Annotated in this window: 23 protein-coding genes and 1 tRNA gene; 16 read left to right on the forward strand and 8 right to left on the reverse strand. The window is 66.3% G+C overall.

Features of this window, described 5'->3' with window-relative positions:
• Nucleotides 1-10 precede the first annotated feature (10 nt).
• On the forward strand, nucleotides 11-1,654 hold the full coding sequence (locus FZ983_RS16165; protein ID WP_188092354.1) for a DUF262 domain-containing protein: 1,644 nt from the start codon (nucleotides 11-13) through the stop codon (nucleotides 1,652-1,654).
• Here FZ983_RS16165 and FZ983_RS16170 read toward each other — a convergent pair.
• The 5 genes from FZ983_RS16170 to FZ983_RS16190 form a co-directional block, all read right to left on the reverse strand.
• On the reverse strand, nucleotides 1,651-1,818 hold the full coding sequence (locus FZ983_RS16170; protein ID WP_188092355.1) for a hypothetical protein: 168 nt from the start codon (nucleotides 1,816-1,818) through the stop codon (nucleotides 1,651-1,653). The genes FZ983_RS16165 and FZ983_RS16170 overlap by 4 nt on opposite strands.
• Complete coding sequence (locus FZ983_RS16175; RefSeq protein ID WP_149224553.1) at nucleotides 1,818-2,096, reverse strand: hypothetical protein; 279 nt, start codon at nucleotides 2,094-2,096, stop codon at nucleotides 1,818-1,820. The genes FZ983_RS16170 and FZ983_RS16175 overlap by 1 nt, the downstream gene beginning before the upstream one ends.
• 3 nt (nucleotides 2,097-2,099) lie before the next feature.
• Nucleotides 2,100-2,966, reverse strand: coding sequence for a hypothetical protein (locus FZ983_RS16180; protein WP_149224554.1), 867 nt, complete (start codon nucleotides 2,964-2,966; stop codon nucleotides 2,100-2,102).
• A gap of 674 nt (nucleotides 2,967-3,640) precedes the next feature.
• Nucleotides 3,641-3,886 (reverse strand): hypothetical protein, encoded by a 246-nt coding sequence (locus tag FZ983_RS16185; protein ID WP_149224555.1) that lies wholly within the window; start codon nucleotides 3,884-3,886, stop codon nucleotides 3,641-3,643.
• Between the two features lie 279 nt (nucleotides 3,887-4,165).
• Nucleotides 4,166-4,429, reverse strand: a complete 264-nt coding sequence (locus FZ983_RS16190; RefSeq protein ID WP_109086438.1) for a hypothetical protein — start codon at nucleotides 4,427-4,429, stop codon at nucleotides 4,166-4,168.
• A 129-nt stretch (nucleotides 4,430-4,558) separates the two neighbouring features.
• Between FZ983_RS16190 and FZ983_RS16195 the strand changes: the two genes are divergently transcribed.
• The 7 genes from FZ983_RS16195 to glmS all read left to right on the forward strand — a co-directional run bounded on the left by FZ983_RS16195 (nucleotide 4,559) and on the right by glmS (nucleotide 11,066).
• A complete protein-coding gene (locus FZ983_RS16195; protein WP_109048454.1) occupies nucleotides 4,559-4,879 on the forward strand; it encodes a hypothetical protein in 321 nt (106 codons plus the stop codon).
• 653 nt (nucleotides 4,880-5,532) lie between these two features.
• On the forward strand, nucleotides 5,533-5,919 hold the full coding sequence (locus FZ983_RS16200) for a ribbon-helix-helix domain-containing protein (protein WP_247883783.1): 387 nt from the start codon (nucleotides 5,533-5,535) through the stop codon (nucleotides 5,917-5,919).
• Between the two features lies 1 nt (nucleotide 5,920).
• Nucleotides 5,921-6,103: a hypothetical protein gene (locus tag FZ983_RS16205; RefSeq protein WP_149224557.1), complete on the forward strand. Its 183-nt coding sequence runs from the start codon at nucleotides 5,921-5,923 to the stop codon at nucleotides 6,101-6,103.
• 2 nt (nucleotides 6,104-6,105) lie between these two features.
• The gene (locus tag FZ983_RS16210) at nucleotides 6,106-6,450 is read left to right on the forward strand and encodes a hypothetical protein (protein ID WP_247883807.1); all 345 of its coding nucleotides are present in this window, start codon (nucleotides 6,106-6,108) and stop codon (nucleotides 6,448-6,450) included.
• Nucleotides 6,451-6,661: 211 nt separating this feature from the next.
• Nucleotides 6,662-7,582, forward strand: a complete 921-nt coding sequence (locus FZ983_RS16215) for a tyrosine-type recombinase/integrase (protein WP_247883784.1) — start codon at nucleotides 6,662-6,664, stop codon at nucleotides 7,580-7,582.
• Between the two features lie 252 nt (nucleotides 7,583-7,834).
• A complete protein-coding gene (gene glmU, locus FZ983_RS16220; protein WP_149224559.1) occupies nucleotides 7,835-9,187 on the forward strand; it encodes a bifunctional UDP-N-acetylglucosamine diphosphorylase/glucosamine-1-phosphate N-acetyltransferase GlmU in 1,353 nt (450 codons plus the stop codon).
• A 52-nt stretch (nucleotides 9,188-9,239) separates the two neighbouring features.
• Complete coding sequence (gene glmS, locus FZ983_RS16225; protein WP_149224560.1) at nucleotides 9,240-11,066, forward strand: glutamine--fructose-6-phosphate transaminase (isomerizing); 1,827 nt, start codon at nucleotides 9,240-9,242, stop codon at nucleotides 11,064-11,066.
• A 349-nt stretch (nucleotides 11,067-11,415) separates the two neighbouring features.
• Here glmS and FZ983_RS16230 read toward each other — a convergent pair.
• Nucleotides 11,416-11,492: transfer RNA gene (locus FZ983_RS16230), tRNA-Arg, on the reverse strand.
• Between the two features lie 281 nt (nucleotides 11,493-11,773).
• On the opposite strand from FZ983_RS16230, the gene FZ983_RS16235 reads away from it, so the two are divergent.
• The 8 genes from FZ983_RS16235 (at nucleotide 11,774) to FZ983_RS16270 (ending at nucleotide 20,506) form a co-directional block, all read left to right on the forward strand.
• On the forward strand, nucleotides 11,774-12,805 hold the full coding sequence (locus tag FZ983_RS16235; RefSeq protein WP_247883785.1) for a LacI family DNA-binding transcriptional regulator: 1,032 nt from the start codon (nucleotides 11,774-11,776) through the stop codon (nucleotides 12,803-12,805).
• Nucleotides 12,806-12,813: 8 nt separating this feature from the next.
• Nucleotides 12,814-13,830, forward strand: coding sequence for an ABC transporter substrate-binding protein (locus FZ983_RS16240; protein WP_149224562.1), 1,017 nt, complete (start codon nucleotides 12,814-12,816; stop codon nucleotides 13,828-13,830).
• Nucleotides 13,827-14,714 (forward strand): ABC transporter permease, encoded by an 888-nt coding sequence (locus FZ983_RS16245; RefSeq protein WP_247883786.1) that lies wholly within the window; start codon nucleotides 13,827-13,829, stop codon nucleotides 14,712-14,714. Before FZ983_RS16240 ends, FZ983_RS16245 begins: the two co-directional genes overlap by 4 nt.
• 5 nt (nucleotides 14,715-14,719) lie before the next feature.
• On the forward strand, nucleotides 14,720-15,523 hold the full coding sequence (locus FZ983_RS16250; protein WP_149224563.1) for an ABC transporter permease subunit: 804 nt from the start codon (nucleotides 14,720-14,722) through the stop codon (nucleotides 15,521-15,523).
• 12 nt (nucleotides 15,524-15,535) lie between these two features.
• On the forward strand, nucleotides 15,536-16,585 hold the full coding sequence (locus FZ983_RS16255) for an ABC transporter ATP-binding protein (protein WP_149224564.1): 1,050 nt from the start codon (nucleotides 15,536-15,538) through the stop codon (nucleotides 16,583-16,585).
• Nucleotides 16,586-16,753: 168 nt separating this feature from the next.
• A complete protein-coding gene (locus tag FZ983_RS16260; RefSeq protein WP_149224565.1) occupies nucleotides 16,754-17,572 on the forward strand; it encodes a phosphodiesterase in 819 nt (272 codons plus the stop codon).
• 88 nt (nucleotides 17,573-17,660) lie between these two features.
• On the forward strand, nucleotides 17,661-18,647 hold the full coding sequence (locus FZ983_RS16265) for an ABC transporter substrate-binding protein (RefSeq protein ID WP_149224566.1): 987 nt from the start codon (nucleotides 17,661-17,663) through the stop codon (nucleotides 18,645-18,647).
• A gap of 233 nt (nucleotides 18,648-18,880) precedes the next feature.
• Complete coding sequence (locus FZ983_RS16270) at nucleotides 18,881-20,506, forward strand: iron ABC transporter permease (protein WP_247883787.1); 1,626 nt, start codon at nucleotides 18,881-18,883, stop codon at nucleotides 20,504-20,506.
• A gap of 5 nt (nucleotides 20,507-20,511) precedes the next feature.
• On the opposite strand, the gene FZ983_RS16275 is transcribed toward FZ983_RS16270, so the two are convergent.
• On the reverse strand, nucleotides 20,512-21,528 hold the full coding sequence (locus tag FZ983_RS16275; RefSeq protein ID WP_149224568.1) for an oxidoreductase: 1,017 nt from the start codon (nucleotides 21,526-21,528) through the stop codon (nucleotides 20,512-20,514).
• 126 nt (nucleotides 21,529-21,654) lie between these two features.
• Nucleotides 21,655-22,728, reverse strand: a complete 1,074-nt coding sequence (locus FZ983_RS16280) for an NAD(P)-dependent alcohol dehydrogenase (protein WP_149224569.1) — start codon at nucleotides 22,726-22,728, stop codon at nucleotides 21,655-21,657.
• Nucleotides 22,729-23,299: the final 571 nt, after the last annotated feature.

Genomic DNA, 23,299 nt, shown 5'->3' on the forward strand with positions numbered 1-23,299 from the left:
GGTGGGGGAAATGACAGATAGTCTGACAGCTCTTGCTTCTGAGAACCTTAACCCTAGCCTTCGAAGCTTGCTGGAGGATGTTCAGCGTGGCCATATACGTGTTCCTCGCTTCCAAAGACCATTTGTTTGGACTGATGATCAAAGATTAGAGCTTCTTCGCTCAATCCGCGACAATATGCCCATTGGCAGCTTGTTGATTTGGAGGACAATTGTCTTCAAATTGGCTTCGTTTAACTCTGTTGGCCCCCATTCAATTCCTCCAATTGTTGATAAAGCACCCGCTACTGGCTGGCAATACTTACTTGACGGGCATCAGCGGGTTTCAACTCTGCTTGGGCTTCTTCTTTCTCCACAAGATTACGCAAGCCTTGAAGATCTTGAGTTGGCAGCGGATGGTGAGTTTGAGGAAATCGATTGGGACATTCAATATGACCTAATCGAACAAAATTTTGTGTTTGCTAAGAACTTGAAGAAGAAAAATTCAAAAAGGCCTCTTCTTCCTCTATGGACCTTGCTTGATGGTCGCTTAGTGAACAAGCACATGCGTGAAATTCGTCGAATTGGTGCGAATGAAAAATGGACGGAAAGCAATATAGATATTTGGGAAGAAAGAGCTGATCAACTCTCTTACAGATTTCAGCAATGCCGTATTCCCATAGTTGTGATGGTAACGGACGATCTTGATCTGGCTGCAAAAACATTTCAGAGGATTAATAGTCTAGGAACTCCGATGGATGAGTCACACCTAGTATCGGCTCTAACTTGGCGTTCAGATTTTGACCTGCGCGAAACCATAAAGTCTCTAAGAGATCGGCTCCCAAAGGGATGGCGGAAGCTGGATGATGCTCTTTTCCTTCAAGTATGTAAGGGATTGGCTGGCCTTGATGTAACTAAGGCAGCACAGACCGAGCTTGTGAACGTAATCAAAAGCAATTATGAAATTCTTGATAAAGCAGGTTCCGGCATCGAGAGATCTGTAAGAATACTCGAAAAACATGCGAACGTCTTCAGCCCATATCTTCTCCCATACTCTCTCCAGCTTGTTCTTATGGCGGCCGAACTTGCAGATATTGAAGAAGATAATATTCCCGAACACGACATCATGGACTGGTTTTGGAGAACAAGTTGGTCGGAGGTATTTGCCTCAGCAACATATCGCATCGTGAAAAGCGAACAGGCCAATCTTAAATATGCGATCCATGCTTCTCCTAATGTAGACTGGGACCGCCCACAAGAGATACCGGATCGTTTTGATTTTAGGTCGGCACGCGTCCGACTATTTATACTGAGATTGTCAAAAATGGAAGGACTAGTAGATCCGTATGGACGCCCCTTTAGTGGTGAAAAACTCTTAAAATCTTATGAGCGCGATGCTCTAGTAAAGCTGTTTACAGCTCCTCGAGGAGCATCGACTAGGCTTAAACGCCTGTTACAGGGAGCAGGGAATAGATTTTTCATTGATCCTGAGACTGCATCTGTATTCCGTGAAAGGCTAAAATATGGTCCTGATTACGATATAGATGATCTGTCTTCTCACTTTATTGACGACGAGATGGTGAGTAGTTTGAGAAAAGGTAACCTTGAGTTGTTTTTGCAACTTAGAAGTGAAAGAATGGAAAACTGGGATTTCACCGAATATTTCGAGATAAGTTAGCATTCCGTGACCTCGATCAGTGGAAGGGCCGAAGCGGCGGCGACTGGCGGAACGGCGGCGGCGATGTCCACCGCCTCGACCCGGAACGCCGCAGCAGCTCCAGCTCGAAAGCCGCCCAGCATGGAAGCGCCGAGCAACGCGAAGGTCAGCCCCAGCGCGCCCATCACCGCTCCCCCTCGGGCTGTCGGCAACGCGGATCGGCGTGGCGCAGCCGGATAAGGTCCGCCGTGGTCAACAGGCGCTCGTCCACCCGGTGCAGCGCGCCGCAGCGATAGACCCGATGGCCTGCGGCGCGCAGGCCCTGGACGGCGCGATAGAGGGCGTCGGCCTCGCACTGGTGCTGCGCCGGCCGGTGGCGCGCGGTGCGGGGCGGATCGCCCAGATCCAGGCGGAACTGCCGGTCGGGCCGGCGGCGTGACAGGGCGCCGGGCTCGACGGGCATAGCTCAGGCCCTCCCCTCGATCCGCGGGAAGGCCGATTCGGCGGCGACTGGCGGAACGGCGACGGTGATGTCCACCGCCTCGACATGGAACAGCCGCAGCAGCTCCAGCTCGTAAGCCGCCCGAATCCGGTCGGCGACGCAGCGATTCGGCGCGGTGACGGTCAGCCTGCGATCCCCGGACAGCCCAAGCCTGCATCCCCGGAACCACGTCGCATGCTGGACGGCGCCGATCCGGCGGGCGATTCGGGCGTGGCCGTCGCGCTCGATGTCGGCGGCGGATGGCGGCGGGCTGGTGCCGGCGCTCGCGTGTGGGCTCGCGCGCGGGGGTTCACGGGTTTTATCACAGGGTTTGGCCGACACCGGTGTCGGGCGATGAAGGCCGGTTCCGGCGGGCGATCCGGGGGCGGTTGGCGGGCGTTCGGCGCTTTGGCCGACTCCGGTGTCGGCGACGCCGCTGTCGGGCGATGGATCGTCGGACGGATCGGGGGCGTCGCCGGCCGGACCGTCCTCGCGCTCCAGCCAGTGCAGGCACAGGCGCATGCGGGTGGGCTGGCCCCGGCCGCCGGCGCGGTCGCGGACGATGACGCCGGCGGCCAGCAACGCGCTGCGCGCCCGTTCCACATCGCGGGTGGACAGGGCGCAGAGCCGCGCCACCGCCTCCACCCCGGTCCAGGTCAGCAGCAGGCCCAGCGCCTCGAACATCTGGCGGTTGACGCGCTCCAGCATCACCAGGGCGACCAGCTTGTCGCGCGGCTTCAGCGCCGGACAGGCCAGAACGGCGCAGCGGAAGCGGCCGACGGTCTCACGAAAGGCGGCTTGCGGCTTGGCGGCCGGGGTTGCGCGGGTGGTCGAGGCAGATGGCGAGGACATGGGGGCACCTCCCCGGCGGCGCGGTGGCCGGCCGGCGGCAATGCGGCTCCCTGCGGGCGCACGGGTTCGTGGCTGCAAGGAACAGCGGATTTTAATCCTGATCTCTGTTAGCCTCTGGACGCAGATCGCCGTGTTCCCGCCGTGGGCACGGCAGGGGCATGGGGCATTGGCGATGATTGCGGTCCTAGCGGGGCGGCCTCGGCGGGGCCGTCCCGTCTCAGGGCGGGGCGCGCGGATACAAGGGCCAAGCTCCGGCGTTCACCGCCGCGCGGGCGCGCAACGGTGGGGACAAGACGGGTGCAGCGCGGCCATCGGCAAGGGCGGACGCTGGGCACCGGATGACGGGGGCCTACGGGGAGAAGCCGGCGCCGGTCAGGGCGGCGCGCGTGGCGATGCCATCGGGCAAAGCTCCAGGGTTCACCGGCGCGGGGGCGCGCGGCGTCAGGGGGTGAAGACGCGCATCGCTTCCGGCCGTCTGGCGGCCGAAAGCGGCGCGGTCTTCAAAGTCGATGGGGGCGGCTGACTGGCGACCGTCGAGCGGCCGCACGGCGGGCCGCGCGCCATGGCGCAGCCGGCGCGATGGCGGGTCAATGGGCGGGCCTCACGGTGGAAGCCGTTGGTTTTCTGGATAGATCTGGGATCCGAAGGGGGACTGGCTGTCGGGCGGCGCCCGATCATGCGGATCCCCGCTGCGGCGATGCCGGCCGCAAGGCATGCAGGCGGTCGGTGGCGCGCTGCATCAGCGCCAGCAGCTCGGCCGCGTCGTCGTCGGGCAGATCGGCGAGGGAGTCGCGGTGGCAGAGCGTCCGCACCAAGCGGTCGACGCTGCACCATGTCACTGCGGCGGCGGCCTCGAAGGCTGGCCAGACGGCCAGGACGGCGCGCTGCGCGTCGGTGAGGGCCGGGTCAGCGGGGGGCATGGCCGGCCCCGGGCAGGGAAAGCGGCCGGAGTCGGATGGCGACTCCGGCCGCGGCCTCTCCGCCGGTACGGACAAGGAACCCGGCGGATCGGTGGCTGTGGCGGCGGGTGGCCGGACTCGGGATGCTCCCGATTGACCGGGCCGCGCCGCCGGCGCCTGATTCGGCGATGGGACACTGTCGCGGCCAAGCCGGAGCTTCGGGGTTGCGCAGTCGCTCAGTGCGAGCGATGCTTCCCGCCGAAACAACCGAGAGTGTGAGGCCTTGCCGGATCTCCCTGTTCATGTCCGCCTCTTTTTCCGCGGCTTTCCCAGGATCGGCGCGCAGAGGCCGCTGCTGGCCAGCGCGACGGGATCGGTCATGAAGTCGTGGGGAATTACCGCCTCCATGGCCCGCAGGGTCGTGGCGGTGGGGTTGCCTTCCTGGCGGAGCACGTCACGCACGGTGCTGGGCGGCACGGCGGCGGCTCGGCCGAATGACTCCGCACTCCAGCCCTGATGCCGGGCGAAGGCGCAGATCCGATGAATCGAGGCATCGATGTGCATGACGTGCTTCATGCCCATCAGGATTCAACGCTATACCGTGAATGTCAAGGGGTCTCATCGGTGCTGCACGAGATAGATTCATCGGCACAGCGTTCTCGCGCTTTTGCACGGGGTCCGCATAATGCCGGCATGGATACGCCGCCCAAGACCGACATCGCCGCAGCACTCAATCGTGTTCTTCAGACGCACAAGGAGCGTCTGCGGTCCAAGAACCATTGGGCTGGCCTGTCGAAGCTGCCAGCCACAACGGTTCTGGACGCGTTCAATGGTGCCAACAGCACCATCGACACATTGACCAAGCTTGCGGAAGGCGCCGGCCTGTCGCTGGCCGAGCTGCTGGCCTATGGCGATCCCGACTGGGAAATGCAGGTGAAGACCCGCCGGACCTTCCGCTCATGGTCTACCGAGGATTTCGATGCCCTGATCCGGGTTCTTGAGCGGCGCACCTAGCCGCTCGGCTCCGACGCATTCTCATCCAGCGGTCGATCAGCGGCAGGATCTTGTCTGCGCCCTCGCGGCGGCACAGCTGCGTCACCAGCTCGACCGCGCGGTCCTCGCGCGCCTTGCGATGCGATAAGTCTTCGATCTTGTCGTTCTTCGGTGTGTTCGGCACCGCCAACCCCCCATAAATCAACACTCTACCGGGGTCGGCCCCGGTAGGCGGACAGGTGTGCGGCTGGGCACGGGTGCGCGCCCCGGCTCAGCACGGCTCATCGATGCGGTTGGCAGCCGCGTGGGTGGGGAGATGGCGTCTCCCTGCCTCCGCCTTCCTGGATGGGAAGGTGCGAGGCGCCGGCATCCTATGGCACCGCCCAGGCCAAGCAAAAGAAAAAGTTGCATCCTTTCTCGACCCATTTCCGAAGGTTGCGCGATTGCGGCCGACGGCGAGAGCGTCCCCCACCGTGCAGCTTGCGGGCAGCGCTCCAGATTGATCGCTTTACCGTGATTTTTGCCATTGACGAAATCACGGTATACCGCCCATCCTAATACAGGGTATGACGTGAACGCCAGCACCCTTGGATGCAGGCGCTGTTGGAGTGCGACCGATGAAGGGAGCGATCAAGGTCCCGTTACAACGCAGGGACGGGCCGCAGAATGTGGCGATGGATCGAAGCTTCGGCGATCTGTCAGGGAAGATGGAACGCACGCTGCGCCACATGGCGCCGGCACTGCCCAAGGACGGCGCGACGCCGCTGGTCACCTACAACGTGGTGATCTCCAACCGCAGGACCTCGCACCGGACCTCGATGCGACTGGACGTCACGTCCTGGCTGCTTCTCGATCACATCGCCGAGCTGGAGGGCTACGCGAACCGCGACGTTCTGATCAGCGCGGTGCATGAGCGGTTCCACTCCGCCGATCTGCCGCTGACGGCGATGGTGCGGCTGTTCCTGCAAACCTACACGGCGCCGGCGGCGGTGCTGGAGTTCCTGGGGGAGGCGCGGCGGCCATACGGGCGCGGCTTCGCTGCCAGCCCACTGAAGAACTGAAATGACCGGCGCAGGGCAACAGACCGTGATCGTCGCCGGCCTCGTCCGGTGGCATCTGGAAGAAGCCGGCCGGGCCGAGCGGGAGGCGGGGAACACCAGCCTCCCCTCCCGTCGCCTGCGCCTATTGTCCACCGCGCGCTACCACCGCGACTGCGCTGAGCTGGTGCGGGAGGAACTGCCGTGAACATGACTCTGTCGGATTTCCTCGCGGGTCCAGGCGGCGATCTTGTCCGCCGTCTCGGCCTGCCGGCGGACCTCATGGCCGGCTGCTCGTGCTGGGCGATGCTGACCGCGGTGGCGATCGCCCACAACAGACGAACCGACGGCGGCGTGTGGCGGACGGCAGAGCGGCTGTTCGGCGTGCTGTCCTCCGGCGAGAGGGCGGTCCTGCTGGCACTGCTGGGGGCACTCGATTTCAGCAGCCTCGCGGACCAGCTCGCCAGCAGGTCCGGGACCTGGGCCCTGCTGGACGTCACCCATGGAAGGCACCGCGACGCGGTCGCGGCCTGCATCCTTCGTCGTGATCCCTGACATGCCCTTTCAACGGACTGGCCGCAGGGAGCGGCAGCAAAAGCGGGAGGCGGACCGGTGAACGCCCAGGAACGCGAATTGGTCTTTCTCCGCCGGCGGGTGGCCGATCTGGAACAGGCGATCCGCACCCTGAGAGAGACTTTCGACCGGGTGTACACTCCCCGCGGTCGGCGTTCTGCCGATCCCGATCAGGCATTCGAAAGGGCAAGTCATGCCGCGCGAGAAAATCGTAAGGCGGCGCCTGGCAAGCGGTGAAGTGAGAGAATACCGCTATCCAGAGCGCCGTTACGAACCAAGAACCGTGGGCGCCATCGTCGAGGAATACCGACGGTCGCCCGAATACACCAAGCTCGCTCCTTCGACGAAGAAGGACTATCTGGGCGTCCTCGGCAAGTTCGAGGAGGTGCTGCATGTGCCGATCTCCGACGTCAGGCGGCGGCACATCCTCGGCATGCGTGACAGCTACGCGGACCGGCCGGGGCTGGCGAACAGCATCATCAGCATCTGGTCGATCCTGCTGAAGTTCGCCGTCGACCGGGAGTATGTGCTGGCGAACCCGGCGGCCGGCGTCGAGCGGTTGCAGCTCGGCGAATGGGAGCGGTGGCCGGACTGGGCGGTCGACTTCGCCCTCACCCACTTCAAGGAGCCTATGCGCCGTGCCGTGGTGCTGGCGCTCTACACCGGCCAGAGGTCATCCGACCTCATCAAGATGCGGTGGGATGACTATGACGGCTCTGCGATCCAGGTTACCCAAAAAAAGACCGGTACCCGGCTGTGGGTACCGTGCCACGCGGACCTAAAGGCCGAGTTGACGGAGTGGAAGAGAAACGCTACCTCCGTGACAATACTGGTGAACCCCGCTTCCGAACAGCCCTGGAACAGAATAGGATTTTCCAATGCCGTACGTTTGGCAATCAAAGCACATCCAGAGCTGAAGGGTTACGTTTTCCATGGCCTGCGGAAAGCCTCTGCCTCGCTGCTGGCGGAGGCCGGCTGTTCGGCTCTGGAGATCGCGGCCATCACCGGGCATATGTCGCTGAAAAACCTCGAAATTTACACACGTCAGGCGGACCAGCGACAAAGGGCGAACGCCGCCATCGCGAAGCTGGAAAATTACCGACGGAAAACATAGGAAAATTAGGCAGGTAACCCGTTGGAAACATTCGTTTATTGCAGATTGAAACAAAAGTTGACTTGGGCTTCCTTCGCGTGCTGTGGCACACCACTCTCGGAATTGCCGATGATGCAGTGCGCACTCCGGAAGATGCTTCGCCTGCAGGAGCAGTGATGTCTTAACCTTTCCCGGCTCAAGTACGGCGCTTTCATCACTCGGCTACCATCCACCGCATCCCGTCCACACCAAGGTCCGACCAGGAACACCACCATGGCCCATCGTCCGCTCGCCTGCGTGATCCTCGCCGCCGGCAAGGGCACGCGCATGAAATCCGATCTGCCCAAGGTGCTGCACCGGGTGGCCGGCCGGCCGATGGTCGGGCATGTGCTGGCCGCGGTGAAGGCGCTCGACCCCGATCATGTCGTGGTCGTGGTCGGCCCCGGCATGGACAGCGTGGCCGCCGCCGTCGCCCCCTACCCCACCGCGGTCCAGCACGAGCAGCGCGGCACCGCCGACGCCGTGCGCGCCGCCTTCGGCCTGCTGGAGGGCTTCACCGGCGACGTCATCGTGCTGTACGGCGACACGCCGCTGGTCACGCCGGACACGCTGCGCGCGCTGGTGCAGGCGCGCCGGCAGGCCGCTGATCCTGCGGTGGTGGTGCTGGGCATGCGGCCCGACGATCCCGGCGCCTATGGCCGCCTGATCCTGAACGCCCGCGGCGGGCTGGAGAAGATCGTCGAGTATCTCGACGCCAGCGAGGAGGAGCGCGCGGTCACCCTGTGCAACGCCGGCCTGATGGCGTTCGACGGTGCCCGCATGTTCGACCTGATCGGCAGCGTCGGCAACGACAACGCCAAATCCGAATACTACCTGACCGACGTGGTCCAGATCGCACGCCGCGCCGGCATGGCCTGCGCCGTGGTGGAGGCCGCTCCGGCCGAGGTGGTCGGCGTCAACTCCCGCGCCGAACTGGCGGAGGTGGAAAAGCTGCTGCAGCGCCGCCTGCGCAAGGCCGCGATGGACAACGGCGCAACCCTGATCGACCCCGACAGCACCTTCCTCAGCGTCGACACCAGGCTCGGCCGCGACGTGGTGGTCGGTCCCGGCTGCTTCTTCGGCGCCGGCGTGACGGTGGGCGACCGCGTGGAAATCAAGCCCTACTGCCATCTGGAAGGCGTGCGCATCGACAGCGGCGCCGTCATCGGCCCCTTCGCCCGGCTGCGCCCTGGCGCGGAAATCGGCCCGGACGCCCACATCGGCAATTTCGTCGAGGTGAAGAACGCGGTGATCGAGGCCGGGGCCAAGGCCAACCACCTGACCTATATCGGCGACGCCCGAGTCGGCGCCAAGGCCAACATCGGCGCCGGCACCATCACCTGCAACTATGACGGCTTCACCAAGAGCCGCACCGAGATCGGCGCCGGGGCCTTCATCGGCTCCAACAGCGCGCTGGTCGCCCCGGTGGTCATCGGCGACGGCGCCATCGTCGGTGCCGGCAGCGTGGTGACGATGGCAGTAGAAGCGGATGCGCTGGTGGTTGCCCGCGGCAGCCAGAAGGCTTACGCCGGCTGGGCACAGCGTTTCCGCGAACGGAAGCAAAACGAGAAAGCAAAAAAGGCGTAAGGTCGGTTCGGGTCTTCTCTCCGGTCGGCATCTTTTCAGGAGCATCAGGTCCATGTGCGGCATCATCGGCATCAACGGCATTCACGACGCATCCCCCCGGCTGGTGGAGGGCCTGCGCCGGCTCGAATACCGCGGCTATGACAGCGCGGGCGTCGCCACCCTGGTGAACGGCCACATCGAGCGCCGCCGCGCCGAGGGCAAGCTGGTCAACCTGGACATGAAGCTGCGCGACCAGCCGCTGTCCGGCACCGTGGGCATCGGCCACACCCGCTGGGCGACCCACGGCGGCCCGACGGAGAACAACGCCCACCCGCACGCGACCAAGCGCGTCGCCGTCGTCCACAACGGCATCATCGAGAATTACCAGGAGCTGAAGGACGAACTGACCGGCCACGGCTACGTCTTCGAAAGCGCCACCGACACCGAGGTGATCGTCCACCTCGTCACCTACTATCTGGACCAGCACGGCATGACGCCGGTCCAGGCCTCGGCCGCCGCCTTCAAGCGCTTCACCGGTGCCTTCGCCCTGGTGCTGATCTTCGCCGGCGAGCATGAGCTGATGATCGGCGCCCGCCACGGCACGCCGCTGGCCGTCGGCTATGGCGATGGTGAGATGTATCTGGCTTCCGACGCCTTCGCCCTGGCGCCGCTGACCAACCGCATCTGCTATCTGGAGGACGGCGACTGGGTCGAGGTCAGCCGCACCGCCGCCATCGTCCACGACGCCAGCGACGCGGTGGTGGAGCGGCCGGTGAAGACCACCGCGGTCTCCGGCGCCCTGATCGGCAAGGACGGCTACCGCCACTACATGCTCAAGGAAATCTACGAGCAGCCCCAGGTCATCGGCGACACGCTGAACGCCTACATCAACCCGGAAACCGGCACCTTCACCCTGCCGGACTTCCCCTTCGATCTGGCCGGCGCGTCGAAGCTGACCATCGTCGCCTGCGGCACCGCCTACTACGCCGGTTTCGTTGCGAAGTACTGGTTCGAGACGCTGGCCCGCATCCCGGTCGAGGTCGACATCGCTTCGGAGTTCCGATACCGCGAGGCCCCGCTTCCGCCGGGCGGCATTGCGCTGTTCATCTCGCAGTCGGGCGAGACGCTGGATACGCTGGAGGCCTTGCGTTATTGCAAGCGTCAGGGCCAGAAGATCCTGTCGATCGTGAACGCCCCGGAAAGCACCATCGCCCGAGAATCCGATGCCGTGCTCTACACCATGGCGGGTCCGGAGATCGGCGTCGCCTCGACCAAGGCCTTCACCACGCAGCTGACCACGCTGGCCTGCCTTGCCGTCACCGTCGGCCGCGCCCGCGGCGCCATCGACCAGGAGCGGATGCAGCAGATCGCCCACGCCCTGCGCGAGGTCCCGGCCCGTGCCGCCGACGTGCTGGCCCATGACGAACGTCTGAAGGAACTGGCGCAGGAGGTGTCAGAGGCTCGCGACGTGCTGTATCTCGGCCGCGGCGCCATGTACCCGCTGGCCCTGGAAGGCGCGCTGAAGCTGAAGGAGATCAGCTACATCCATGCCGAGGGTTATGCCGCCGGCGAGTTGAAGCACGGTCCCATCGCCCTGATCGACGACAATGTGCCGGTGATCGTGCTGGTGCCGTCCGACGCGCTGTTCGAGAAGGTGGTGTCGAACGTGCAGGAGGTCTGCGCGCGGTCGGGCAAGGTCCTGCTGCTGGCCGATAAAAAGGGCATCGACAAGCTGAAGGACAAGGTCCGCTGGTCGGTCGAACTCCCGGCCTGCGACCCGCTGGTCGCCCCGCTGCTCTACGCCATCCCGGTCCAGTTGCTGGCCTACCACACGGCCGTGCTGAAGGGGACGGATGTCGATCAGCCGCGTAATTTGGCGAAGTCGGTGACTGTCGAGTAAAGCACAAGACGCTGAGTCTTGTATTCAGCCGGATGAATTGCCTGCCTATCAAAGGATAGAACGACATCCGCTCTAGCGGAAGCGTATCCTCAATCGAGGATTGCCTTCCACGGGAGCGGGTATGTCCTGGATTCACTCGCCCGGATAAAACAGAGAACCTCCATCCATGACCTGAGAGACCGGGAGGATTGGCGTCGGTGCCGGGCATTGGCGCAGGCTGACGGAAGAGTTCGAGCGAGAGGCGGTTCGGCTGTAGACGCCATGCTCAAGGTGGAAACCCGACACACGCGACACAGCGAACCAAAACGAAAAGGGCCTAGCCGCGGCAACGGCTAAGCCCCTGAATTCATGGCGGACCCGACGAGATTCGAACTCATGACCTCTGCCTTCGGAGGGCAGCGCTCTATCCAGCTGAGCTACGGGTCCATCGCTGGTGGAGGTGGAACATAGTCCAAGCCCTTCGGCTACGCAAACACTAAATTCAGCCTTTTTTCGACTAGGTCGCAACGCCTCGCCTCCTCCCCGTGGAAACGTTTCCATTCTTCATGAAACCGTTTTCCTGACGTCACGCGATTGCAACACGCCGCCGTCACTCTGCCCCGCACCGGATCGGCCGGTGGTGGAAGGACGGGTGGTTGATGGTGCGGGATGGGATGCGGTTCACGGATGGGCAAACGCCGCGGAGCACCGCCCGCGGGGTGGAACGCGTGGCGACGATCCGCGATGTGGCGGCGCGCGCCGGGGTGTCGATCGCCACCGTGTCGCGCGTCCTCAACGGCAGCGGCAACGCTACGCCGGAAACGATGGAGAAGGTCCGCACCGCAGCGTCGGACCTGTCCTTCCGGCCCAGCACCATCGGGCGCAGCCTGAAGGCGGCGCGCACGCGCACCGTCGGCGTGTTGGTACCGTCGCTGACCAATCCCGTCTTCGCCGAGAGCGTCGCCGGCATCCAGGAAGCGGCGGCGGAGGCTGGCTACAGCATCCTGATCGCCTCCACCGATTATGATCCGGGCAAGGAATCCCGCGCCATCGAAGGGCTGCTGTCCAACCGGGTGGAAGGGCTGGTGCTGACCGTCGCCGATGCCGACCGCAGCGGGTCGCTCGACACGCTGGACGAGGTGCGGCTGCCCTATGTGCTGGCGTACAACCAACCCGAACGCGCGCTGCGCGCCCATGTGTCGGTCGACAATGTCGCGGCCTCCCGCGCGGTGGTTGAGCGGATGGCGGTGCTCGGCCACCGGCGCGTCGGCATGATCGCCGGGCGCTTCCGCCAGTCCGACCGCTCGCGCCGGCGTCATGCCGGCTGGCAGGCGGCGCTGGCCGATGCCGGGTTGCCGCCGGGACCGGTCGTTGAGGTGGATTTCAACGATCTGCGGCTGGCCCACCGGCTGGCCCACCATCTGGACGGGCCGGAGCGGCCGACCGCCTTCTTCGCCTCCAACGACATGCTGGCGCTTGCCACCATCCGGGCGCTGCGCGACCTCGGCCTGCGGGTGCCGGACGACATATCGGTCTGCGGCTTCGACGGGATCGAGGTCGGCCGGCTGATGTCGCCCAGCCTCGCCACGCTCGTGCAGCCGGCCCGCGCCATGGGCGCCACCGCCTTCGAATGCCTGCGCACCGGCTTTTCCGGCGACCTGCAGGGGCGCGCCGTGATGCTGCCCTTCACCCTGCGCCCTGGCGAATCGCTCGGCCCGGCGCCTTCCGAACCGATCCAAACGCTTCCCGAACGGAGATAGCCTCGATCATGTTGAAGCCGTTCCTGCTCGGCGCCGCCGCTCTGGCCGCCGCCCTGTCCACCACGATCGCCCCCGCCGCGGCGGCGGAGCCGACCGCCATCTGCTACAACTGTCCGCCGGAATGGGCCGACTGGGCGTCGCAGCTGAAGGCGATCAAGGCCGATCTCGGCATCACCGTGCCGTTCGACAACAAGAACTCCGGCCAGTCGCTCGCCGCCATGCTGGCGGAAAAGAATAAGCCGGTCGCCGACGTCGTCTATCTCGGCGGTCCGGTCGGCATCCAGGCCAAGGATGCTGGCGTCGTCGCCCCCTTCAAGCCAGCGGCCTGGGCCGAAATTCCCGACGGGATGAAGGACCCCGACGGGAATTGGTTCGCCATCCACAGCGGCACGCTGGGCTTCTTCGTCAACACCGAGGCGCTGGGCGGCAAGCCGGTGCCGCAGAGCTGGGCCGACCTGCTGAAGCCCGACTATTCGGGCATGGTCGGCTATCTCGACCCGACCAGTGCCGCCGTCGGCTATGTCGGCGCGGTGGCAGTCAATCTGGCACTGGGCGGCGATTACGGCAGCTTCGACAAGGCTGTCGGCTGGTTCAAGGATCTCCAGAAGAACCAGCCCATCGTGCCGAAGCAGACCTCCTACGCCCGCGTGCTGTCGGGCGAGATTCCGATCCTGATCGACTACGACTTCAACGCCTACCGCGCCAAGTATACCGACAAGGCGCCGGTCGCCTTCGTCATCCCGAAGGAAGGCACCGTGTCGGTCCCCTATGTGATGGCGCTGGTCAAGAACGGCCCGAATCCTGAGAACGGGAAGAAGGTGCTGGACTACGTCCTGTCCGACAAGGGCCAGACCCTGTGGGCCAATGCCTTCATGCGCCCGGTCCGCGCCGAGGCGATGTCGCCGGAAACTGCGGCGAAGTTCCTGCCGGCCGCCGATTACGCCCGCGCCAAGCCGGTCGACCTCACCCGCATGGCCGAGGCGCAGAAGGGCTTCATGGCCCGCTATCAGGCGGAGGTGAAGTGAGCGCCTGCGCGCAGGACGCCTCCCTTCCCCACCGGCCCGCGGCATTCCCGCGGGCCGGGTCGGGATGGAAAGGCGAACCGCTGCGGCTGGCGGCCCTGCTCGCGCCGGCGGCGGCGGTGTTCGCGGCCTTCTTCCTGCTGCCGCTGGTCCGCCTGATCCTGATCGGTGCCGGCGGTGCGGAGGGCTGGTCCGCCTATCTCACCACGCTGATCGATCCCGGCCATCTCGACAGCCTGTTGTCCACGCTGGCTCTGTCGGCCGGGGTGACCCTGGTGACGCTGGCGGTGTCGACCGTCGCCGGGCTGTTCCTGGTGCGCCATCACTTCCCCGGACATGCGCTGCTGGTGGCACTGCTGACTTTCCCACTGGCCTTTCCCGGCGTGGTGATCGGCTTCATGGTCATCATGCTGGCCGGGCGGCAAGGGGTAATCGGCACCATCACCCAGGCGCTGACCGGGGGAAAGCTGGTCTTCGCCTATTCCATGGCCGGGCTGTTCCTGGGCTACGTCTACTTCTCGATTCCGCGCGTCATCCTGACGGTGATGGCCGCGGCGGAGAAGCTGGATCCGCGGCTTGAGGAGGCCGCACGGTCGCTGGGGGCGTCTCCTTGGCGGGTGGTGGCCGACGTGATCCTGCCGGCGCTGAAGCCGGCACTGATTTCCGCAGGCGCGCTGTGCTTCGCGACCTCGATGGGAGCGTTCGGCACCGCCTTCACGCTCGCCACACGGATCAACGTGCTGCCGATGACGATCTATACGGAATTCACGCTCCAGGCGAACATCGCGGCGGCGGCAGCGCTCAGCGTCCTGCTCGGCCTCATCACCTGGGCCGCACTCGCGGTGGCGCGCAGCGTCGCCGGCACCTCCGTCGCGGCGGCGGGGTGACGGCAATGCAGACTCTGTCGAATCGCCGGGGCTTGGGGTTCTGGCTGCAATTGGGCTTCACCCTGCTGGTCTGCGCCCTGCTGACCGTGCCGATGGTGATGTCGATGCTGGCCGGGCTGACCGCCAACTATTTCGTGGGCTTGAAGAGCGGCCTGACCCTGCGTTGGGTGGAGGAGGTGTTGCGGGTCTATTCCGGCACCATCCTGCTGTCCCTGCAGATCGCCTTCGCCTGCCTTGCCTGCACGCTGGTGCTGGGGGTGCCGACTGCCTATGCGCTGGCCCGCCGCCCCGGCCGGATCGCCCGGCTGGTGGAGGAGTTGCTGATGATGCCGGTCGCCATTCCCGGCCTCGCCACCGCTCTGGCGCTGATCGTCACCTATGGCGGTGTCGGCGACCTGCGCAGCAGCTGGCTGTTCATCCTGATCGGCCATGTGCTGTTCACCTTGCCCTTCATGGTCCGCGCCGTGCTGGCGGTGATGGGCTCCATCGACCTGACGACGCTGGAGGAGGGGGCCGCCAGCCTGGGTGCCGGCTTCCTGCGCCGCTTCGCCACTGTGGTGCTGCCCAACTGCCGCTCCGGCATCCTGGCCGGGTCGCTGATGGTGCTGACCCTGTCGGTGGGCGAATTCAACCTGACCTGGCTGCTGCACACGCCGCTGACCAAGACGCTGCCGGTCGGGCTGGCCGACAGCTATGCCTCGCTGCGGATCGAGATCGGCAGCGCCTACACCCTCGTCTTCTTCCTGATGATCGTGCCGAGCCTGATCCTGCTGCAGGGTCTGTCCAAGCGCGGCCGTCCGTCCGTTTGAGGCCACTCCCAGATGCCCGACAGCTTCCATCTCGATGCCGTGCCGATCCGCCTGGAGCGCTGCGGCAAGACCTTCGCCGGCAGCGCCCGCGCGCTGGAGCCGCTGGACCTCACCATCCGCGGCGGCGAGACCATCGTCTTCCTGGGCCCCTCCGGCTGCGGCAAGACCACCACGCTGCGCATCATCGCCGGGCTGGAGAGCCCCGATCCCGGTGGCCGCGTGCTGTTCGGCGAGGAGGACGTCACCGCGCTTCCCATCGAGCGCCGCAACGTCGGCATGGTGTTTCAGAGCTACGCGCTGTTCCCCAACATGACGGTGGCGGAAAACGTCGCCTACGGCCTGAAGGTGCGCAAACTGCCCCGGCCTGAGCGCGCCCGCCGGGTGGAGGAGATGCTGGATCTGATGCATCTCGGCGAGTTCGCCGGGCGGCGGATCGATCAGCTGTCCGGCGGACAGCGCCAGCGGGTGGCGCTGGCCCGTGCGCTGGTGGTGCGGCCGCGCGTGCTGCTGTTGGACGAACCGCTGACGGCGCTCGACGCCAAGCTGCGCGACAGTTTGCGGCTGGAGATCGACCGGCTGCTGCGCGGGCTCGGCATCACCGCCGTCTACGTCACCCACGACCAGGGCGAGGCGATGGCACTGGGCGACCGCATCGTGGTGATGGCGAAAGGCCGCGTCGCGCAGATCGGCACCCCGCGCGAGATCTACTACCAGCCGGCCGATGGCTTCGTCGCCGACTTCATCGGCACGATGAACCGGCTGGGCGGCACGGTGCGCGGCGGGATGCTGAACATCGGGACGGCGTCGCTGCCCTGGTCGGGAGCGGACGGCGCGGTGGAGTTGCTGGTGCGGCCGGAGGATCTGGCTCTCGCATCGGAGGATGACGGGCATCTGGGCGGGAGCGTCGCCGCCGCGGTGTTCCTGGGCGACCGCACCCGTCTGGTGGTGGAGCCCACGGACGGGCCGGCGCTGACGGTGGACACCCTCGGGCGGAGCGAGCTGGGTCGCGGCGACCGGGTTTGGCTGCGCGTCGATCCGGCGAGGGTGCTGGCGGTGCCGTGAGTTCGGTCGTTGCAGCGCTTGCCCCCTCCCCGACCCTCCCCCGCTTCGCGGGAGAGGGAGTTAAGTGCGAGTGCGGCGGAGTTCCCTCTCCTGCGTTAGCGGGGGAGGGTTAGGGAGGGGGCAATAACCCTCACAAATCCAATACCCAAGCCCCCAAAGGCCCCCCCAATGATCATCGCCCAGATCACCGACACCCACATCAAGCCCCCCGGCCGTCTCGCCTATCGCCGCGTCGACACCGCCCCCTTCCTGGAGCGTGCCGTGGCCGCCATGCTGGCGCTCACCTCCCGCCCCGACGTGATCCTCGCCACCGGCGACCTCGTGGATGCCGGCCATGCGGAGGAGTATGAGCGCCTGCTCGGCCTTTTGCGTCCGCTCGGCATCCCGTTCTTCGCCGTGCCCGGCAACCATGACGAACGGGCCGGTCTTGCCAGCGCCTTTCCCGACCTCAAGGCCCGCGTCGGCGACAGCCGCTTCTTCCACTACACGGTGGAGGACTGGCCGGTCCGCCTGATCGCCATGGACACCGTCCTGCCCGGTTCCGGCGCCGGAGAGGTCTGCGCGGACCGCCTGTCCTGGCTCGACGCCCGCCTGTCCGAGCAGCCCAACCGGCCGACCATCGTCTTCCAGCACCATCCGCCCTTCGCCACCGGCATCGGCCACATGGACCGGCTCGGCCTGAGCGGAGCCGACGCCATGGCCGCGGTGGTGCGCCGTCATCGCCAAGTGGAACGGGTGCTGTGCGGCCATCTGCACCGGCCGATCCAGGTGCGCTGGGCCGGGACCATCGCCTCGACCGCGCCGTCCACCGCGCATCAGGTGGCGCTCGATCTGCGCGACGACGCGCCGTCCGCTTTCGTGATGGAGCCGCCGGGCTACCAAATCCACATGTGGCGCGCCGACACCGGCGTGGTCAGCCACACCGCCGTGATCGGCGAGTATGACGGCCCCTATCCCTTCTTCAAGGACGGAAAGCTGATCGACTAGCACAGGCTTTCCGCTTGGCTGTCACGCGCCTGTCACGGGCTTCGCGTAAGACACTGCTCTCACCGCCGATCCCACGGAGACGACAGAGATGAAGGCGCTTCTCGCCACCCTCGCCACTGTGCTGACCTTGGCGCTGAGCCACACCGCCCAGGCGGACGGCGCCACCGGCAAGCTGGTGCTCTACACTTCGCAGCTGGAGCCGGACGCCCGCCAGACGGTGGAGGCCTTCAAGGCGAAGAACCCCGGCGTCGAGGTGGAGTGGGTCCGCAACGGCACGACCGAGCTGATGAACAAGCTGCGGGCGGAGTTCACCGCCGGCGCCCCGCAACCGGACCTGCTGCTGATCGCCGACGCGGTGACGATGGAATCGCTGAAGGCCGAAAAGCGCCTGCAGCCCTATGCCGGCGCGCCCGTTTCCGGTTATCGCCCCGGCACGCACGATGCGCAGGGCTACTGGTTCGGCACCAAGCTGATCACCACCGGCATCGTCTACAACACCGCCGCCCCGATGAAGCCGACCTCCTGGCAGGACCTTCTGAAGCCGGACGCGAAGGGCAGCACGGTGATGCCGAGCCCGCTCTATTCCGGCGCCGCCGCCATCCACATGGCCTCGATCAAGGCGCAGCCGTCGCTGGGCATGGCCTATTACGAGGCGCTGCAGCGCAACGCCGTCACCGCGGCGAAGGGCAACGGCGGCATCCTGAAGGACGTGGCCGGCGGGGCGAAGCTCTACGGCATGGTCGTCGATTACCTGCCGATCCGCGAACAGCTGAAGGGTGCTCCCGTCGCCTTCGTCTTCCCCAAGGAGGGCGTCAGCGCGGTGAGCGAGCCGGTGGCAATCCTCAGCACCGCGCAGAACCCGACAGCGGCCAAGGCCTTCATCGATTTCCTGCTGAGCCGCGACGGGCAGGACCTCGCCTCCCGCCAGGGCTTCCTGCCGGCGCTGCCGGGCGTGAACCCGCCGCCGGGCTTCCCCGACCCGGCGACCATCACCCTGCTGCCCTACGACCCGGCCAAGGCCCTGGCCGAGGACGAGGCGAACAAGCGCGCCTTCGCCGACCTGTTCGGCGGGTGAGGGTGCGCCGCGCGGCCCAATTAGGGATCCCCTCTCCCCCCTGGGGAGAGGGTTAGGGTGAGGGGGATGCGTTGCAGGGAAATTCAAGAATCGCGCACTCCAGCTCGCTTGTGAAAATCCACACCATGCGTCCCCCTCACCCCGACCCTCTCCCCGGGGGGGAGAGGGGGATCGTCCCGGTCGGCCAAAAAGCCGTAAACGGGTTCTTACACGCCCTCCCCGGCTGGACACTGTTGATCGGGCTGCTTGTGCTTCTGCCGGTCCTGCGCCTGCTGTGGGAGGCCGGCGATCCGGCGGTGCTCGCGCGCGTGCTCGACTCCCCCATCACTTGGCGCGCCACCGGCAACAGCATCGCCATCGCCGCGGGTGCCACGCTGGCGGCGGCGATGATCGGCGGCCCCTTCGCCCTGCTGATCGGCCTGATCGACCTGCGCGCCCGCACGGCGATGACCTTCGCCCTGATCCTGCCGCTGATGATCCCGCCGCAGATCGTGGCGATGGCCTGGACCCATCTCGCCGGTTCCGGCAGTCCGATCCTGAAGCCGCTGGGTCTCGCCCCGCCGGTCGGCACGCCGAACCCGGTGCAGTCGGCCGCCGGCATGGTGTTGGTGATGGGGATCGAACATGCGCCGCTGGTCTTCCTCGCCCTGCGTGCCGCACTCCGCGCCATTCCCGGCGACGTGCTGGAGGCGGCGCGGGCCTCCGGGGCCGGACCCTGGCGCGCGGTCCGCGGCGTGGTGCTGCCGCTCTGCCTGCCGGGGCTGATCGCCGGGCTCGCCATGGCCTTCGTCGCGGCGCTGGGGAATTTCGGGGTTCCGGCCCTGCTGGGCGTTCCGGCTGGCATTCCGATGCTGCCGACGCTGATCTACCGGCGGTTGGCCGGCTTCGGTCCCTCCGCCCTGCCCGAGGTCGCGGTGCTGGCGGCGCTGATCGGCCTCATCGCCTGTCTGGGCATCGCCGCCCAGACCATCCTGCAATCGCGCATCGCCACCCGCCTGCCCGGCGGCGCCCGTCCGCTGGCTTCCCTGCCACTGGGCGCAGCCCGCGCACCGGTCGAGACGATGGCCTGGGGCGTTCTTCTGCTGCTGGTCGCGGCGCCGCTGGCGGCGTTGCTGGCGGCCAGCCTCGTGCGGGTCTACGGCCTGCCGATCGGGCTCGACACGCTGACGCTGTCCCATTATCGCGAGGTACTGGCGCTCGATCAGGTCGGGCGCGCCTTCGCCAATTCGGTGCTGCTGTCGGGATCGGCCGCCCTGCTGCTCGCCCTGTTGGCGATCCCACTGGCCCACACAATGGCGCGGGGAGGCGGGGCCGGGCGGATCGCCCGCGCAGTCGGGGTGCTGGTGGAACTGCCGCATGCCGTGCCGGGGGTCGTGCTCGGCATCGGCTGCATCCTGCTGTTCCTGAAGCCGCTGCCGGGGCTGGGCTTCAGCCTGTACGGCACGCTGTGGATTATCCTGGCGGCCTATCTGGTCCGCTTCCTGCCGCTGGCCCTGCGGCCGGTCCAGGCGGCCTGCGCCGCGCTCGACCCGACGGTGGAGGAGGCCGCCCGCGCGCTCGGCGCCGGACCGCTGCGCCGCCTGCTGACGGTGGTGGCGCCGCTGGTCGCCCCTGCCGCCGCGGCCGGCGGACTGCTGGTCTTCCTGACCGCCTTCAACGAGCTGACCGTTTCCATCCTGCTGTGGTCGCAGGGGCGGGAGACTCTGGGCGTCGTTGTCTATGCGCTTGAGGAAGGCGGCAGCCCGACGCTGGGAGCCGCACTCGGCGTCATTGCCATTCTGGTCGTGCTGGCCGCCATGCTCGCCGCCGGGGCGCTGGGCCGCCGCCTGCCGCCCGGCGTGGTGCCCTGGCGGGAATAGACGTCTCAGGCCGGCAGCCCCGCCGCCTTGCGCACCGCCTCCAGCACCGTCAGCACGTCACGCGCCTGTTCCGCCGTCACCGGCAACGGCGCGCCGTCGAGGATGGCGGCCGCCACGCCGCGGTAGAAGGCGGGATAGTCGCCGCGCAGCGTTTCCACCCGGCATTCTATCCCGTCGGCCTGGATCAGCAAGGCATGGTTCTCCGGGTCGTCCAGGCCCCAGTCCGCTTCGGTCGGCATGCGGCCGGCACGCAGCGCCGCCTCTTGCCCGTCCATGCCATGCTTCAGGAAGCTGCCGCGGTCGCCATGCAGCTGGAAGCGCGGCCCCGGCCGGCAGACCACCGTGCCGCAATGCAGGATCGCCCGCATCGGCCCATAGCCCAGCACGATGTGGAACCAGTCGTCGACCTGCGCGTCAGGCCGCTGGACGCCGACATCGGCGAGGATGCGGTCGGGCATGCCGAACAGGGTCAGCGCCTGATCGATCAGATGGGCGCCGAGATCGAACAGCACGCCCGATCCGGCCAGGGTCTGCTCCCGCCATCCCTGCTTGATCTGCGGCCGGAAGCGGTCGAAATGCGCCTCGTAGTGATAGGGGCGGCCGACCTCGCCCTTCTCAAGGCAGGCGCGCAGAGTGAGGAAGTCGTTGTCCCAGCGGCGGTTCTGGAAGACGGTCAGCAACCGGCCCTGCCGCTCGGAAAGCGCGATCAGTTCGTCGGCCTCCGCCGCGGTGGTCGCCATCGGCTTGTCGATCACCACATGCTTGCCGGCCAGCAACGCCTCGCGCGCCAAGGGGGCGTGGCTGGTGTTGGGGGTGGCGATCACCACGAGGTCGATGCTTGGGTCGGCGATCACCGCCTCGACCGTCGTCGCCTCCGCCCCCGGTGCGCTGCGGCGGATGTCGTCCACGCGCGAACTGGCGACCGCCTTCAATTGCAGGCGCGGCTCGCTCAGGATCAGCGGCGCGTGGAACACCGACCCGGCAAGGCCGAATCCCAGCAGACCGACCGACAGGCTCCTCATCGTCTCTCCCCTTTCCCGAGGCTGGCAACCGGCACAGCAGATGGGCGTCCGCCGGGGAGCGGCCAAGGGGCTATCAACCAGGGCCGGCAGGGCCGGGCGACACCACCGGCCCTGGCCGTCTCCTGTCTACGGAGTGATCGCCACCTTCAGCACGCCGTCGCGCTGGTGGCCGAACAGATCGTATGCCTCCTCGATCCGCTCCAGCGTGAAGCGGTGGGTGACCAGCGGCTTCAAATCCACCCGGCCGGAGGCGACGACCGCCATCAGCCGGCGCATCCGCTCCTTGCCGCCGGGGCAGAGCGAGGTGACGATGGTGTGGTCGCCCAGCCCCGCCGCGAACGGCCCAAGCGGGATGCGCAGGTCACCCGAATAGACGCCGAGACTGGACAGCGTGCCGCCCGGCCGCAGGACGCGCAGCGCCGCCTCGAAAGTCGCCTGGGTGCCGAGCGCCTCGATGGCGACGTCGACGCCGCGGCCGCCGGTCAGGCGCATGATCTCCGCCACCGGATCGGCCTCGCGGAAGTTGACCACATGATCGGCGCCCATGCGCCGCGCCATCTCCATCCGCGCCGGCACGGCGTCGACGGCGATGATGGTGGTGGCGCCCTTCAGCTTGGCTCCGGCAGTGGCGCACAGCCCGATGGGTCCTTGCGCGAACACCGCCACCGTGTCGCCGATGCGGATGTCGCCGCGCTCCGCCCCGGCGAAACCGGTGGACATGATGTCGGGGCACATCAGCACCTCTTCATCGGTCAGATCGTCGGGGACGGGGGCGAGGTTGGTCATCGCGTCCGGCACCAGCAGATAGTCGGCTTGGCAACCATCGATGGTGTTGCCGAAACGCCAGCCGCCCAGCGGCTTCCAGCCATGCTTGGTACCGGCGCCGTCCTGCGAATGGCAGCCGCACAGGCAGGCGTTGCTGTGGCCGCTGGGGGTGATGGCCCCGGCGATCACCCGCTGCCCCTCGCGATAGCCGCTGACGGCCGAGCCCAGCTTCTCGATGATGCCGACCGGCTCATGCCCGATGGTCAGACCGCGCGCGACCGGGTATTCGCCCTTCAGGATGTGGATGTCGGTTCCGCAGATCGTCGTCGTGGTGATGCGGATCAGCGCGTCCAGCGGTCCGACATCGGGGATTGGCTTGTCGTCCAGCACGATGCGGCCCGGCTCTGCGAACACCGCCGCTTTCATCATGACCATGGCGTCCTCCCATCATGGTGGCCGCCGGTTCCGGAGCTGTTTGGCGTGACCTTCGCAAACGGCCCGCGGCCGGCGCTGTGCTTCACGCCAGCCAGGGTAGCGCAGCCGGGAGAGGACCGCGTTGATGTAGATTAATTGGAGGCGCGGGAGAGTGGGCTTCAGTGCCCCCTCCGCCCATCTTGACGCCAGCTCAAGCTTGATTAAATTTCGGCCGCGCTTGGGTGCCTCAACCGATAGGATCCCGGCGTACCCGAAATCCGTGTCCTGCATGTTGCTCTGCGGAGGATGTGTGCGATGCCGACGACAAGACCCTTCCACCCCCGGCCCGACACAATCAGGGCCCGCGTCCACCTGACATAGCCCCCCTGAATTCGGCAACCGGGCCAATAATAGTCTCAAGATGTTTTTTGAACCTGTGCCCGCAAAAGCGGACACGGGCCCTTTTCATTTGCAGAAAAACAGCTGATGTTAGCGGCATTTTATTTTGAAAAAACTCTTGACGACGCAAAACACTTAAGTAAATTCCCGAACCGTAAAGCGCGGCCCATTCGGGCGTGCTTGAGAAAGACCG

This window comes from Azospirillum sp. B21 (assembly GCF_008364825.1).
Classification (GTDB): domain Bacteria; phylum Pseudomonadota; class Alphaproteobacteria; order Azospirillales; family Azospirillaceae; genus Azospirillum.